Origin of the sequence: Streptomyces sp. S.PNR 29, from assembly GCF_030386795.1 — a bacterium.
Lineage (GTDB): Bacteria > Actinomycetota > Actinomycetes > Streptomycetales > Streptomycetaceae > Streptomyces.
Map to the genome: position 1 here is coordinate 455864 of NZ_JANUQM010000006.1, position 14424 is coordinate 470287.

The window sequence follows — 14424 nt, forward strand, 5'->3', positions numbered from 1 at the left end:
CCCCACATGAAGTTCACCGACGGCTACTGGTTGCTGCGCGAGGGCGTCACCGCGGCCTATCCGGCCGAGGTCCTCGACGTCACCGAGTCGGACGGCGCGCTGGAGATCCACGCGCCGACCCGGCCCATCCGCTCACGCGGCGACCTGATGACGGGACCGGTCATGACGATCAACGCGCACACCCCGATGCCCGACGTCATCGGCCTCACGCTGACCCACTTCGCGGGCGAGCAGCCCCGCGGGCCCGAGTTCGGCCTCACCGAGGCCGAGCCCGCCCCGCAGATCGAGTACGACGACGAGCACACGACCCTGACCTCCGGCGCCCTGTCCCTGAGGATCGCCCGCACCGGCCCCTGGCACGTGGAGTTCCTCGCGCACGGCCGCACCCTCACCCACAGCGGCCACAAGAGCATGGGCATCATGCGGGACGCGGCGGGGGCGCACTACCTCCGCGAGCAGCTGAACCTCGGGGTGGGGACGTCCGTCTACGGCCTCGGCGAGCGGTTCGGCCCGCTGGTGAAGAACGGGCAGGTCGTCGACATCTGGCAGGCCGACGGCGGCACGTGCAGCGAGCAGGCCTACAAGAACGTCCCCTTCTGTCTGACGGACGCGGGCTACGGCGTCTTCGTCGACCACCCCGGGAAGGTCTCCTTCGAGGTCGCCTCGGAGGTGGTGTCCCGGGTGCAGTTCAGCGCGGAGACACAGCGGTTGACGTACTACGTCATCTACGGACCGACTCCGAAGGACATCCTGCGCAAGTACACCGCCCTCACCGGCCGCCCGGCCCTCCCGCCCGCCTGGTCCTTCGGCCTGTGGCTGTCCACGTCCTTCACGACGTCGTACGACGAGGAGACGGTCACGTCCTTCATCGAGGGCATGAGGGAGCGGCGACTGCCGCTGTCGGTCTTCCACTTCGACTGCTTCTGGATGCGGGAGTTCAACTGGTGCGACTTCCAGTGGGACCCGCGGGTCTTCCCGGACCCGGAGGGCATGTTGTCCCGGCTGAAGGCGCGGGGGCTGCGCGTCTGCGTGTGGATCAACCCGTACATCGCCCAGCGCTCGCCCCTGTTCGCGGAGGGCAAGGCACTCGGGCACCTGCTGAAACGGCCCGACGGCAGTGTCTGGCAGTGGGACCTGTGGCAACCGGGCATGGCGCTCGTCGACTTCACCTCCGCCGCCGCCCGCGACTGGTACGCCGCCAAGCTGGAGGCGCTGCTCGCCCAGGGCGTGGACTGCTTCAAGACCGACTTCGGCGAGCGGGTGCCGGTCGACGTGGCGTGGGCCGACGGCTCCGACCCGGAGCGGATGCACAACTACTACACGTACCTGTACAACCGGACCGTCTTCGACGTGCTGCGCAAGCACCGCGGTGAGGCGGAGGCCATGGTCTTCGCGCGGTCGGCGACGACCGGGAGTCAGCAGTTCCCGGTGCACTGGGGCGGCGACTGCGAGGCGACGTACGAGTCGATGGCCGAGTCGCTGCGGGGCGGGCTGTCCCTCGGGCTGTCCGGCTTCGGGTACTGGAGCCACGACATCGGCGGCTTCGAGGGGACACCGACGCCCGCGCTGTTCAAGCGGTGGATCGCCTTCGGGCTGCTCTCCTCGCACAGCCGCCTGCACGGCAGCTCCTCCTACCGGGTCCCGTGGCTGTTCGACGAGGAGTCGGTGGACGTGCTGCGGCACTTCACCGGGCTCAAGCTGCGGTTGATGCCCTACCTCTACGGCGCCGCGCGCACCGCCCACGCCGAGGGCGTGCCGATGATGCGGGCCATGGTGCTGGAGTTCCCGGACGATCCCGGCTGCGCGCATCTGGAGCGGCAGTACATGCTCGGGCCGGATCTGCTGGTGGCTCCGGTCTTCTCCGACGAGGGGGACGTGACGTACTACGTCCCCGAGGGCACGTGGACCCACTTCCTGACCGGGGAGACGGTGACCGGGCCGCGCTGGGTGCGGGAGCGGCACGGCTTCCTGAGCGTGCCGCTGCTGGTCCGGCCGGGCGCGGTGATCCCGGTCGGCGCGGTGGACACCCGGCCCGACTACGACCACGCCGACGGGGTGACCCTGCGGGCGTACGGGCTGCGGCGGGGCGAGCAGGTGACGGTGCCGGTCGGGGACGTCACCTTCACCGTCGTACGCGAGGGGGACACGCTGCGGGCGTCCTGCAGCGCCCCGGCCGCGCCCTGGGGGCTGGCCGCCGGTGAGCGTGCGGTGCGGGCGCAGGCGGGCACCGGGTTCCTGACGCTGGAGCTCGGCTGATGGTCAAGATCACCGATGTGGCGCGGCGCGCCGGGGTCTCCCCCAGCACCGTCAGTTACGCCCTCAGCGGCAAGCGCCCGATCTCCGAGGAGACCCGGCGGCGCGTCGAGGCGGCCGTCCGCGAACTGGGCTACCGGCCGCACGCCGGGGCACGGGCACTGGCCGGCAGCAAGTCGAACGTGCTGGCACTCGTGATGCCGCTGCGCGCCGGGATCCATGTGCCGGTGGTGATGCAGTTCGCGGTGTCGGTGGTGACGGCGGCCCGGGAGTACGACCATGATGTGCTGCTGCTGACGCAGGAGGAGGGCGAGGAGGGGCTGCGGCGGGTCGCGGACACCGGGCTGGTGGACGCGCTGATCGTGATGGACGTTCAGCTGGACGATCCGCGGCTGCCGTTGCTGCGGACTCTGGACCGGCCGTCGGTGATGATCGGTTTCCCTGCCGATCCGGCCGGACTGACCTGTATCGACCTGGACTTCGGGGCGGCCGGCGAGGCGTGTGTGGAGCATCTGGCGGGGCTCGGGCACCGGGTCGTGGCGCTGGTGGGTTCGCCGCCGGAGGTGTACGTACGGCAGACCGGGTTCGCCCAGCGGGTGGTGCAGGGCTTCACGGCCGCCGCCGACCGGGCCGGGCTCTCCTCGTCCGTGCACCCCTGCGGGGCGGGCGCCGCCCGGGAGGTCGCCGAGCGGCTGCTGCGCGAACAGCCCGCGCTGACGGGGGTCGTCGTCCACAACGAGCCGTTACTGGAGCCGCTGATCGACGCCTTCGAGCAGCTGGGGCTGCGCGTGCCCGGGGACTTGTCCGTCACCGCCATCTGCCCTGACGAGGTGGCCGAGTCGGTCCGCGTCCCCGTCACCTCGGTCGCCGTACCGTCCGCGGAGGTCGGGGCGCGGGCGGTGGAACTGCTGATGGAGAAGCTGGGCGGTCAGGCCGTACCGGAGGCGACGTTGCTGGCGCCGAGGATGACGGAGAGGGCCAGTACGGCGCGGCGGGCGGTGGCGTGAACTGTCGTTGACTGTCATGCCGGGTGGGGGGCTGGTGTGCTGTACTTGGACGCGGGAGGGCCCCGCTCGGACCGTGTAACCGGACGGTGGCCCAGCTCAGCAGCAGCCTGTCGGATGTCCCCAGGCCCTGTGGGGACATCCGGTTACCTGCTGAGCCACCAGAGAAGGTGGGCCCCGCCCGGAGCGGTAACTCCGAACGGGGCCCCGGCTCAACAGGAGCCCGCCGGATGTCCCCAGACCCTTTGGGGATATCCGGTTACCTGCTGAGCCACCAGAGCAGCCACCTCCTCGCATGCCTCGCCGCCCGCTCCGGAAGGAGTCGGATCAGCCGCATGACGACAGTCGGTTTCTGCTCCTCGTGACAGCCCATCTGGGGGGCGTCACGGCTCAAGGCTATCGCTCCCCAACGCCCCTTTTGGCACGTCCGGTTCACCCGGACGGTGGATTCCGTTTCGAATGCGACCGGGCCAAGGATCGGCCAGGGTTGCAGAAAGAGACAGGCCTGCCCGCCGAGGAGCCGAAGGAGCCGTATGACCCTGCCCACCCCACCCGAGACGTCCACCGCCTGGCTGCCCCGCGAGGAGTGGGTGAAGACCCAGCCCCAGGCCCTCATCGCCGCCTGCGTCCTGATGCGGGACGCCGAGGGCCGCCTGCTGATGCTGCGCTACGGCCCCGGCCAGCCGAGCGCCGGGACGTGGTGGGTGCCGGGCGGGATGGTCGACCACGGGGAGGACCCGTGGGCGGCGGCGCGGCGGGAGATGCGGGAGGAGACCGGCATCGAGCTCGCCCCGGTGCCCAGGCTGATCGGCGTCGACCACCGCGCGGACGTCCTGGGCACGGGCCCGGTGCTCGACTGCTTCTTCGACGGCGGAACCCTCCCCGAAGGCGCCCCCGTCCGGCTGAGCCCCGAACACGACCGGCACGCCCTGCTCGGCCTGGACGACCTGCGGACCACGCCCCTGGCCGCCCCTCTGCCCACGCTCACCGCGCTGTACGCCGCCGCCGTGTCGGGAACGGTCGTCTACCTCAGGGAGGGGCAGCCGCTGTGACCGGCACGACAAAGGCCCCGCCGCTGAAAGCGACGGGGCCTTTGCCCACATGGGGTGCGGAGAGGTACTCCACTCGTGGAGATGGCGGGAATCGAACCCGCGTCCAACGGTGCGGAACCAGGGCTTCTCCGTGTGCAGTCCGCTTCGCTTTTCTCGGCCCCGGAGATCACGCGGACAAGTCTCCGACGGGCTCAGTCACTGTTTGGTTTCCCTCTACACCCCGTGACCGGGCCTAGAGGTTTAGTTCCCTAGCTGATGCCAGGATCCGGGTCGGGAACAGCCCCGGGCTGACACTCCCTTAGTAGGAGGCTCGCTCTGCTACCTGAGATCAGGCAGCGAGGGCGAAGGCCTGCTGGGAGGAATCGCGCTTGGTGTTGGCGATTATTTTTTTCGGCCTGTGGTTTACGAGATCATGGCCGCTTCCTCGACACGCTTCCCCTGCTTCGACAGCCGCTGTCGAAACCGATCATCCCCATGTTGCTGTATTTAATTAACAACAGTTCAATCCTCGCCCCCGCTGAGAGGGGCTCGCACCCGCTGTGAGGTGCAGGTGCCATCGTACGTGACCAACGCCGGACGATGCCACCGTATTCCCGGCGCTAGGCGCGCGCCTTCCTGCGCACCGCCGACATCGCCCGCTCGGCCTCGCGCCGGTCCTGCTTCTCGCGGAGCGTCTGCCGCTTGTCATACTCCTTCTTGCCCTTCGCCAGCGCGATCTCGATCTTGGCGCGGCCGTCCTTGAAGTACAGGGCGAGGGGCACGATCGTGTGACCCGTCTCCTGGGACTTGGCCTCCAGCTTGTCGATCTCCTCGCGGTGCAGCAGCAGCTTCCGCTTGCGGCGGGCGCTGTGGTTGGTCCAGGTGCCCTGGCTGTACTCCGGCACGTGCACGTTGTGCAGCCACGCCTCGTGCCCGTCCAGCTGCACGAAGCCGTCCACCAGCGACGCCCGTCCCTGGCGCAGCGACTTCACCTCGGTCCCCATGAGCACCAGACCGGCCTCGTAGGTGTCGAGGATGAGGTAGTCGTGCCGCGCCTTCTTGTTCTGCGCGATCAGCTTGCGCCCTTTTTCCTTAGCCATAGTGCTGGCCATTTTCGCACTACGGAGGGGGTGGGCGGAAAGTCGATTACGAGGGTGATCAGGAGGGGTCCCCGAGGCCGCTCAGGACCGTCTCCGCCCGCTCCAGGGCACCCTCGTCGGCCTCCAGGTCGGGCGTGATGCCGTGGCCGTCGACGCCCCGGCCGGAGGGGGTGCGGTAGTGCCCGACGGTCAGCTCGGCGACGGAGCCGTCGGGTAGCCGGCTCGGCATCTGGACCGAGCCCTTGCCGAAGGTGCGGGAGCCCACCACGACCGCGCGGCCGCGGTCCTGCAATGCGCCGGTGAGCAGCTCGGCCGCGCTCATCGTGCCGCCGTCGACGAGCGCGACCAGGGGTCTGGTGGTGTCGCCGCCCGGTTCGGCGTGCAGAGCCCGCTGCTCGCCGTCCACGTCGTACGTGGCGACGAGGCCGCCGTCGAGGAAGGCGGAGGCGGCGGTGACGGCCTCGGTGACCAGGCCGCCGGAGTTGCCGCGCAGGTCGAGGACGATCCCGGCACCGGGCGGGGCCTGCCGTACGGCGGTGCGGACCTCGTCACCGGACCCCTTGGTGAAGGCGTCGATCTTGATGACGGTGGCGCCGTCGGCGAGTTCTCGGACCGTGACCGACTCGGTGGACAGACGGGCGCGGCGCAGTGTGAGGCTCCACGCGCGCGTGCCGCGCTCCAGGCCGAGGGTGACCGGGGTGCCGGCGGGCTCCTTGCCGGCGTCCCCGCGCAGTGCCGAGACGACCTCGGTGACCGGCCGTCCGTCGACCCTGCGCCCGTCGACGCTGCGCAGCCGGTCGCCCTCGCGGATCCCGGCGGCGGCCGCGGGCGACCCGGACCGCACCTTCGTCACCTCGATACGGCCGTCGCGCTCGCGCCGCGCCCACAGGCCGACGCCGGTGTACCGGCCGTCGAGGGCCTCCTCGAACTCCTCGTACTCGCCCTGGGAGTAGACGGCTCCCCAGCGGTCCCCGCTGCGGCTGACCGCGCGTTCGGCCGCCTCCACGGGGGACTTGCCGTCGGCCATCGCCTCGGCGGCGGCCCTGGTGACGTCCTCATGGTGACCGGCGGGCATGGCCGAACCGGCCGTGTCCTGTGCGGTCTTCCGGTCCGGGCCGGGGAGGGAGCCCGTGGCCGCGCCGGTGACGAGGACGCTCGCGAACACCAAGGTCAGGGCGACCCCGCGGCCGATGCGGCGGGGCTGACAGAACGGGTCACGACCTGACATGCCGGTGAGTCTAGGACAACGCGAAAGGGCCGTACGGCCGGTTGACCGCACGGCCCTCTTGGCGTGCGTCACACCTTCAGATACTTGCGCAGCGCGAAGAACGCGGCCAGAGCGGGCATCAGCAGGCTGGTCGCGAGGATCAGCGGGAGCTTGGTGAGAACGGCCTCCCAGCCGATGAAGTTGATCAGGTTGAGCTTCTCGGACAGGGCCAGTCCGTGGTCGATGATGAAGTACCGGGCGATCAGCAGGAAGGCGCACGCGAGCGTGCCTCCGATGAGCCCGGCGACGGCGGCCTCCATGATGAACGGCGCCTGGATGTAGAAGCCCGAGGCGCCGACCAGGCGCATGATCCCGGTCTCACGCCGCCGGCTGAACGCCGAGACGCGCACGGTGTTGACGATCAGCATCAGCGCCACGACCAGCATCAGCGCCATCACCGCCCGGGCCGCCCAGTTCATTCCGTTGAGCAGCCCGAAGAGGTTGTCGAGAATGCCCTTCTGGTCCTGCACGGACTGCACGCCGTCCCGCCCGTCGAAGGCGGTCGCGATGACCTGGTACTTCTCCGGGTCCTTCAGCTTGATCCGGTACGACTCCTGCATCTGGTCCGGCGTGAGGGAGCTGGCCAGCGGGGAGTCGCCGAACTGCTCCTTGTAGTGCTTGTACGCCTGGTCCTGCGACTCGTAGGAGACCTTCTCGACGACGTCCATCTTCTTCAGGTCGGCGAGGATCTGGTTCTTCTGGTCCTCGGTCACCGCGCCCTTGGCGCAGTGGGGGTCCGACTCCGCGTCGCTCTTGTTGCACAGGAAGATCGAGACGTTGACCTTGTCGTACCAGTAGCCCTTCATGGTGCTGACCTGGTCGCTCATCAACAGCGAACCGCCGAACAGGGCCAGGGACAGGGCGACGGAGACGATGACCGCGAAGGTCATCGTCAGGTTGCGGCGGAGACCGACACCGATCTCGGAGAGTACGAACTGGGCGCGCATGGCGTCTGGTTAAGCCTTTCCGTGGACCGTCAGTGCTGGTAGCCGTAGACGCCGCGTGCCTGGTCGCGGACGAGGCGGCCCTTCTCCAGCTCGATGACGCGCTTGCGCATCTGGTCCACGATGTTCTGGTCGTGCGTCGCCATCACGACGGTCGTGCCGGTTCTGTTGATCCGGTCGAGCAGCTTCATGATGCCGACGGAGGTCTGCGGGTCGAGGTTGCCGGTGGGCTCGTCGGCGATGAGCAGCTTGGGCCGGTTGACGAAGGCGCGCGCAATGGCCACGCGCTGCTGCTCACCGCCGGACAGCTCGCCCGGCATCCGGTCCTCCTTGCCGGCGAGCCCGACGAGGTCGAGCACCTGCGGCACGGACTTGCGGATCTCACCGCGCGACTTGCCGATGACCTCCTGCGCGAAGGCGACGTTCTCCGCCACCGTCTTGTTCGGCAGGAGACGGAAGTCCTGGAAAACCGTCCCCAACTGGCGCCGCATCTGCGGAACCTTCCAGTTGGACAGACGCGCGAGATCCTTGCCCAGGACGTGCACCTGTCCGTGGCTGCACCGCTCCTCGCGGAGGATCAGCCGCAGGAAGGTGGACTTTCCGGAGCCGGAGGACCCCACGAGGAACACGAACTCGCCCTTCTCCACTTCCAGGGACACATCCCTGAGGGCGGGGCGGGTCTGCTTGGGGTAGACCTTGGAGACATTGTCGAATCGGATCACGGATGCACCACGGGTCGCCGGGGGTAGATGAGCGTGACCATACGCGAAGCGGGTAGGAGACCGCAGTCACCGGTTGGGGTTGTGTGAGGCTTGTGCATATTTGTGCCGGTGAGGGCATGCCGCTGACACCCCCTCCCCCGCCGCTCTGGGAGCGACCCGCGCACCCTCCGGAGGAACCTGGCACAGTGGGAGGGGGAACGTTCGCGCCACGGCGAGCGTTACATACGTGGAACCGGTGCAAGGAGGGCGAGCGCATGACGTACGACCGGCTGGTGTGCGCTAACTGCGCGGCGCCCGTGAGCGAGGGCCGGTGCCCCGTGTGCCGTGCGAACCGCGAGCGGCTGCAGCAGGAGAACTTCTTCGCGGGGCTGAACCCCATGGCGCTGATCGCGCTGCTGGTGGTGCTGATCGCGGCGCTGGCGCTGCTGGCCCACCAGACCGCGTAAGGACGCGGCCTGCGACAACGTACAAGGGGCCCGGAGCGATGTGCGCTCCGGGCCCCTTGCCGTCAGGGCATGCGTACGGTGCGTACGCGCGCGGCTACCGTCAGGCGGCAGCGCCGCCGCGGCCGCCCACGAGGCGCGGCAGGATGCGGAAGCCGATGCCACCGGCGATCATCGTGGCGGCGCCGACCAGCAGGAACGTGGTCTGCGCGGCACCGGTCTCGGCGAGCTCCTGACCGTTGCCCTGGGCCGAGGTGTCGGAGCCGGAGGTGTCCGTGCCGGTGTCGGTGAGGGCCGAGGAGCCCTCCTCCTGGGCGGAGGTGCCGGAGCCGCCGTCGGGGTCGGTGTTGTTGCCGCCGCCGTTGTCGTTGCCGCCGCTGTTGTTGCCGCCACCGTTGTTGCCGCCGCCGTTGTTGCCGTCGCCCGGGTCGGTCGGCTGGGTGGTCGGGTTGTCCGACGGCTCCTCGGTGGGCTCGGTGGGCTCCTCCGTGGGCTCGGTCGGCTCGTCGGTGGGCTCTTCCGTCGTGGGCGGGTCGGTGGGGATGTCCGTGGGCGGGTCGGTGGGGATGTCCGTGGGCGGGGCGGTCGGGTCGTCGCCGTCGACACTCACACCGACACCGACGTTGCTGTCGCCGACGCCGACATTCACGCCTATGTCGAGGGCCGAGGCGGCGCCCGCGGCGGTCAGCGAGGCGCCGGCCGCGATCACGGCACCGGCCGCGATGCGCGCGACGCGGATCCGCGTCTTCTTGGTCATCTGGTTGCTACCCCCAGTAGCTGAATCGTCAGTGAGGCGGCGCTCGGGGCCGTGATCGACGGAGGTAGCTGCGGTGAAGCCCCCCGGTTCACATGCGCCCCTGAGATACGCATGCCGCGCTTCACCCTTCCCATTTTTCAAAGCAACGTCAAGGCCGTTGCGTGTGCATTGTCCATGGGTGGGCCGATTGCCAGGAGTTGCAGCGTGTGAGTGTGATGTAAAACCCAGACAAAACACAACTGCCGCCCGAGGGGCGGCAGTTGTCATGTCGACAAAGTTACTTCTCTTGCTGCTTGCGCCAGCGAATACCGGCTTCAAGGAATCCGTCGATCTCGCCGTTGAACACGGCTTCGGGGTTGCCGACTTCGTGCTCGGTCCGCAGGTCCTTGACCATCTGGTACGGGTGCAGCACATAGGAACGCATCTGGTTGCCCCAGGAGTTGCCGCCGTCGCCCTTGAGGGCGTCCATCTTGGCCTGCTCCTCCTGGCGGCGGCGCTCCAGCAGCTTGGCCTGGAGGACGTTCATCGCGGTGGCCTTGTTCTGGATCTGCGACCGCTCGTTCTGGCAGGAGACCACGATGCCGGTGGGGATGTGCGTGATACGGACCGCGGAGTCGGTGGTGTTCACGCCCTGACCACCCGGGCCGGAGGACCGGTAGACGTCGATCCGCAGGTCGGACTCGTCGATGTCGACGTGGTCGGACTGCTCGACGACGGGCAGGACCTCGACGCCCGCGAAGGAGGTCTGCCGGCGCCCCTGGTTGTCGAAGGGCGAGATACGCACCAGGCGGTGGGTGCCCTGTTCGACGGAGAGGGTGCCGTAGGCGTACGGCGCCTGCACGGCGAAGGTGGTCGACTTGATGCCGGCCTCTTCCGCGTACGACGTCTCGTAGACCTCGGTCTTGTAGCCCTTCTGCTCGGCCCAGCGCAGGTACATGCGCTGCAGCCGCTCGGCGAAGTCGGCGGCGTCGACGCCACCGGCCTCGGCGCGGATGTTGACGAGCGCCTCACGGGCGTCGTACTCACCGCTGAGCAGCGTGCGGACCTCCATCTCGTCCAGTGCCTTGCGGACGGCGGCGAGCTCGGACTCGGCCTCGGCGCGGGTGTCCGGGTCGTCCTCCTCCTCGGCCATCTCGAACAGCACGGCGAGATCGTCGATCCGGCCGCGCAGGGCCTCCGCCTTCCTGACCTCGGCCTGGAGGTGGGAGAGCCTGCTGGTGATCTTCTGCGCCTCGTCCGGGTTGTCCCACAGGGACGGCGCGGCCGCCTGCTCCTCGAGCACGGCGATGTCTGCCCTCATCCTGTCGAGGTCCAGAACGGCCTCGATCGACTCCATGGTCGAGGAGAGGGACTTGAGCTCTTCGGATACATCGACGACTGCCACGCCCTCCAGCGTAACGGCTGTGGCAACCGACCTCGGCCGTGCGATCCCGCTCCCGCCGACCGGGGGCTGCGCCACCGGGCCCCCGCTTTCGGCCCAGCCCCCACAAAGGCAGGCATGCCAGCGCGGCCTGGGAGCAGCCCGGCAGGTGAGGGCGGCGGACCGGCCGGTCCCGCACTGGTGCCGGGTATCAGGGGGACGCCGGGGCTGAGGTCCGGGTGTCCTGGGGGGTCGCCCCCGCGTCGTCGTCGCTCGTGGCCAGCCAGGTGCCGACGCCGATCGCCGCCAGCAGCGCCAGCGCGGCCGCGCCGAGGGCGGCTCTGCGGCGCCGGGCCGCCGCGCGGTTGCGGGCGGAGCCGGGGCGGGGGGCGCCCGTCGCGCGGGGGGCGCGGGCGGTGCCCCGGGCGCCGCCGGCCAGTTCGTCAGGTCCCGGCACCCGCATCGACGTATGCGTGTCCCGGTTGGAGTCGGCCGGCTTCGCCCCCGGCACCAGCGGAACCGCGCCCCGCCGCCGTACCCGCTCCACGGCCGGCGCCGGCCGGGCGGGGGCCTCCTCCTCGGCCCCGTCGGCCGACTCGGCGTCCGGCTCGTCCACGTCCAGCGGCGGCATCCCGGCCAGCAGGGGCAGCAGCTCTCGCAGCCGGGCGCCGAGCTCCGAGGCCCGCAGCCGCGAGGCCGGCGCCTTGGCCAGGCACTGGACGAGAAGCTGCCACAGTTCCTCGGGGATGCCCGGCAGGGGGACGACCGTCTCCGTCACGTGGCGCCGGAGCACCGCGCCCGGGTGGCCGCCGCCGAACGGCGTGAAGCCCGCGAGCAGCTCGTACAGGACGGTGGCGAGGGCGTAGATGTCCACGGACGCCCGTGGCGGCAGGCCCTCGACGATCTCCGGCGCCAGGTAGTCCGGCGTACCGATGATCTTCGTCGCGCGGGTGCGGCGCGGAGTGTCGATGAGCTTCGCCACACCGAAGTCCGTCAACAGCGCGCGGTGCGAGCCGCCGGGCCCCAGCGGGCCCTGCATGTCCAGCAGGACGTTCTCCGGCTTCACGTCCCGGTGCACGACCCCCGCGGCATGCGCGGCCGCCAGCCCGTCCGCGACGTCGGCCACGATCGCCACCGCGGCCTCGGGCGCGAGCCGCCGTTCCCGGTCGAGCCGGGTGCGCAGGTCCGTACCGCGGACCAGGTCCATGACGAGCGCGAGGTCGTTGCCGTCGACGACCAGGTCGCGCACGGACACGACGTTCGGGTGTTCGAGCCCCAGCAGCGCCGTGCGCTCCTGCACGAAGCGGCCCACGAGTTCCTCGTCGGACGCGAGGTCCTCGCGCAGCAGCTTGATGGCGACGGGTCCGTCCGGCCCCTCACCCAGCCACACCGTGCCGGCGCTGCCCCGCCCCAGGATCTGGTGGGCGGTGTACCGGCTGCCGATCTTCCGTGCCAAGGCTGCTCCTACAGACGCGTGTTGCCGTCAAAAGTACGCGTCCGAAGAGCCAACCTTCACCGCGGAGGCGGAAATCACCCGGCAGATGTCGACAAATCTCCAAACTCAGTTGCCGCCCGAGCCGCCACTCCCGCTTCCGCCCAGGTTCTCGATCCACCCGGTCACGTCGTTGAACCAGCTGCTGAGCTGTGACCAGTAGCTCTTGCCCGTGCCGATCCAGTCCTGCAGCGGGCTCAGCTCCCAGATCAGCCACCCGGCGACGAACAGGATGACGATCGTGAACAGGCACCCCTTCAGGCAGCCGAGCCCGGGGATCCGCATCGGGTTGGCGCTGCGCTGCCGCGGCTGCCGGGGCTCACGCGCGGGCTGCTGGGGCGGCGGGGGCGCGGGCGGGGCGTACCGCTGCGGCTGCTGCTGGGGCGGCGGCGCGTACTGCTGCGGCTGCTGGGGGCGCCGCTGCTGAGGGCGCGGCTGCTGCTGGGGGCGCGGCTGCTGCTGCGGCCGGGCGACCTGCCGCTGGGGGCGGCGGCGCAGCGGGTCCTCGTTGGGGTCCAGGTACTGGACCTGCGTCTGCTCGTTGCGGTCGCGGGCGGCACGCAGCTGGTTCTGCCAGGGGTGCGGGTCCTGGGGCTGACCGGGCTGCCCCGGCTGCCCGGGCTGCTGCCCCGGCGGCACCGGCGGCATGACGGCCGTCGGGTCGGCCGCGCCACGGTTCGGCAGGACGGCGGTGGGGTCGGCGGCGCCGACCGGTCCGCCGGTGTGCGGAAGGACGCTGGTCGCGGCGTTCGGGTCGTAGGCGCCCGCGCCGTGCGGCAGCACCTGCGTCGGGTCGGCGGAACCGGGCGCGCCCGGCGTGCCCGGCACGGGCGCGGGTGCCGGGTCGGGGGCGAGGAGTGCGCCGACGTTCTCGGCGGCGGCGATCTGCGCGGAGTTCGCGTGCACGCCGATGCCCTCGGCGACGACGCGCAGGCCGCGCGCGAGGTTCTCGGCGCTGGGGCGCTCGTTCGGGTTCTTGCGCAGGCAGCGCTCGATGATCGTCCACAGCGGGTCGGGGACGGTGGAGGGACGGCGCGGTTCGGCGCTCAGATGCTGGTGCAGGACCTCCAGGGCCGAGCCGCCGGAGAACGGCGGACGGCCGGTGACCAGCTCGTACAGCAGGATGCCGGCGCCGTAGATGTCGACCGCCGAGGTCTGCGGCTGCCCTTCCGCCGACTCGGGCGCGACGTACGCGGGCGTGCCGACGAACTCCTGGGTGCGGGTGAGGCCGGGCGAGTCGGCGAGGCGCGCGATGCCGAAGTCGGTCAGCATCGGGTGCATCTCGCCGCCGTTCTGCGCGAGCAGGACGTTCGCCGGCTTCAGGTCGCGGTGGACCACGCCGTCGGCGTGGCTGGCGGCGAGCGCGTCGGCGATCTGCGCGGTGAGCAGGGCGGCGCCCACGGGGCTGAGGGGGCCGTTCTCGCGCAGGTAGCGGTGCAGGTCGGGGCCGTCGACGAGGTCCATGACCAGCGCGAGCAGATCGCCCTCGACGACCAGGTCGCGGACGCGGACGATGTTCGGGTGGGTCAGCCGGAGCAGGACGGAGCGCTCCCTGAGGAACCGCATCACGATGTCCGGGTCGCTCGCGAGCTCCTCCTTGAGGACCTTGATCGCGACGGTCTCGCCGGGCTGTCCGGGCACGGCCGCCTCGGCGCCCGCGGTCTCTCGCTGGCGGGCTCGCCAGACGGTCCCCGTGGCGCCGCGACCGAGCGGCTCCTCGAGGAAGTACTTGCTGCCTACCGGCCGCACGTCATGCGCTCCCTGCTGCTTGCCTGCGTTTCCGACCCACTGTAGTGCCGCGGCGCAAAAGCACCGGGTGTCGGCTTTCTGTAGGTCTTACGTCCGTGTCGTCGCACACGTTCGAAGGAAAGACGCTCACCTCGGTCTCCTGGTTGCTCATGGTGAACGTGACCGATCTCAAGCGGTCGCCCGAGCGGCATCTGGCAGGCACTTTTGCGGGCAGAGCCGACCATTCAAGATCACATGTCACCGAGTGGCGGGCGCGCTGTCAGTGGCAGGTGCGAGGATGCCCTGCAGTACTGGCGACGTGC

General features: G+C 70.4%; 12 protein-coding genes and 1 other RNA gene. 4 read left to right on the top strand and 9 right to left on the bottom strand.

Features of this window, described 5'->3' with window-relative positions:
- The first annotated feature begins 6 nt into the window (after positions 1–6).
- The 3 genes from yicI to NW895_RS19370 all read left to right on the top strand — a co-directional run bounded on the left by yicI (position 7) and on the right by NW895_RS19370 (position 4309).
- Positions 7–2256, top strand: coding sequence for an alpha-xylosidase (gene yicI / locus NW895_RS19360; RefSeq protein WP_289936965.1), 2250 nt, complete (start codon positions 7–9; stop codon positions 2254–2256).
- Entirely contained in the window at positions 2256–3260 is a 1005-nt protein-coding gene (locus tag NW895_RS19365; RefSeq protein WP_289936966.1) for a LacI family DNA-binding transcriptional regulator, read from the top strand. Before yicI ends, NW895_RS19365 begins: the two co-directional genes overlap by 1 nt.
- Positions 3261–3790: 530 nt before the next feature.
- Complete coding sequence (locus NW895_RS19370; RefSeq protein ID WP_289936967.1) at positions 3791–4309, top strand: NUDIX hydrolase; 519 nt, start codon at positions 3791–3793, stop codon at positions 4307–4309.
- A 73-nt stretch (positions 4310–4382) separates the two neighbouring features.
- Here NW895_RS19370 and ssrA read toward each other — a convergent pair.
- From ssrA to ftsE, 5 genes are all read right to left on the bottom strand, one after another.
- Positions 4383–4783, bottom strand: a transfer-messenger RNA (tmRNA) gene (ssrA, locus tag NW895_RS19375).
- Positions 4784–4908: 125 nt separating this feature from the next.
- A complete protein-coding gene (gene smpB, locus NW895_RS19380) occupies positions 4909–5388 on the bottom strand; it encodes an SsrA-binding protein SmpB (protein WP_289936968.1) in 480 nt (159 codons plus the stop codon).
- 58 nt (positions 5389–5446) lie between these two features.
- Positions 5447–6616 (bottom strand): S41 family peptidase, encoded by a 1170-nt coding sequence (locus NW895_RS19385; RefSeq protein WP_289936969.1) that lies wholly within the window; start codon positions 6614–6616, stop codon positions 5447–5449.
- A 68-nt stretch (positions 6617–6684) separates the two neighbouring features.
- The gene (gene ftsX, locus NW895_RS19390; protein WP_289936970.1) at positions 6685–7602 is read right to left on the bottom strand and encodes a permease-like cell division protein FtsX; all 918 of its coding nucleotides are present in this window, start codon (positions 7600–7602) and stop codon (positions 6685–6687) included.
- A gap of 29 nt (positions 7603–7631) precedes the next feature.
- Positions 7632–8321 (bottom strand): cell division ATP-binding protein FtsE, encoded by a 690-nt coding sequence (gene ftsE / locus NW895_RS19395; protein ID WP_289936971.1) that lies wholly within the window; start codon positions 8319–8321, stop codon positions 7632–7634.
- A gap of 254 nt (positions 8322–8575) precedes the next feature.
- On the opposite strand from ftsE, the gene NW895_RS19400 reads away from it, so the two are divergent.
- Complete coding sequence (locus NW895_RS19400; RefSeq protein ID WP_289936972.1) at positions 8576–8767, top strand: hypothetical protein; 192 nt, start codon at positions 8576–8578, stop codon at positions 8765–8767.
- A 100-nt stretch (positions 8768–8867) separates the two neighbouring features.
- Here NW895_RS19400 and NW895_RS19405 read toward each other — a convergent pair whose 3' ends face one another.
- From NW895_RS19405 to NW895_RS19420, 4 genes are all read right to left on the bottom strand, one after another.
- The gene (locus tag NW895_RS19405) at positions 8868–9521 is read right to left on the bottom strand and encodes a hypothetical protein (protein ID WP_289936973.1); all 654 of its coding nucleotides are present in this window, start codon (positions 9519–9521) and stop codon (positions 8868–8870) included.
- Between the two features lie 277 nt (positions 9522–9798).
- Complete coding sequence (gene prfB / locus NW895_RS19410) at positions 9799–10905, bottom strand: peptide chain release factor 2 (RefSeq protein WP_289936974.1); 1107 nt, start codon at positions 10903–10905, stop codon at positions 9799–9801.
- 187 nt (positions 10906–11092) lie between these two features.
- Positions 11093–12337, bottom strand: coding sequence for a serine/threonine-protein kinase (locus tag NW895_RS19415; RefSeq protein ID WP_289936975.1), 1245 nt, complete (start codon positions 12335–12337; stop codon positions 11093–11095).
- A gap of 105 nt (positions 12338–12442) precedes the next feature.
- Entirely contained in the window at positions 12443–14122 is a 1680-nt protein-coding gene (locus tag NW895_RS19420; RefSeq protein WP_289936976.1) for a serine/threonine-protein kinase, read from the bottom strand.
- Positions 14123–14424: the final 302 nt, after the last annotated feature.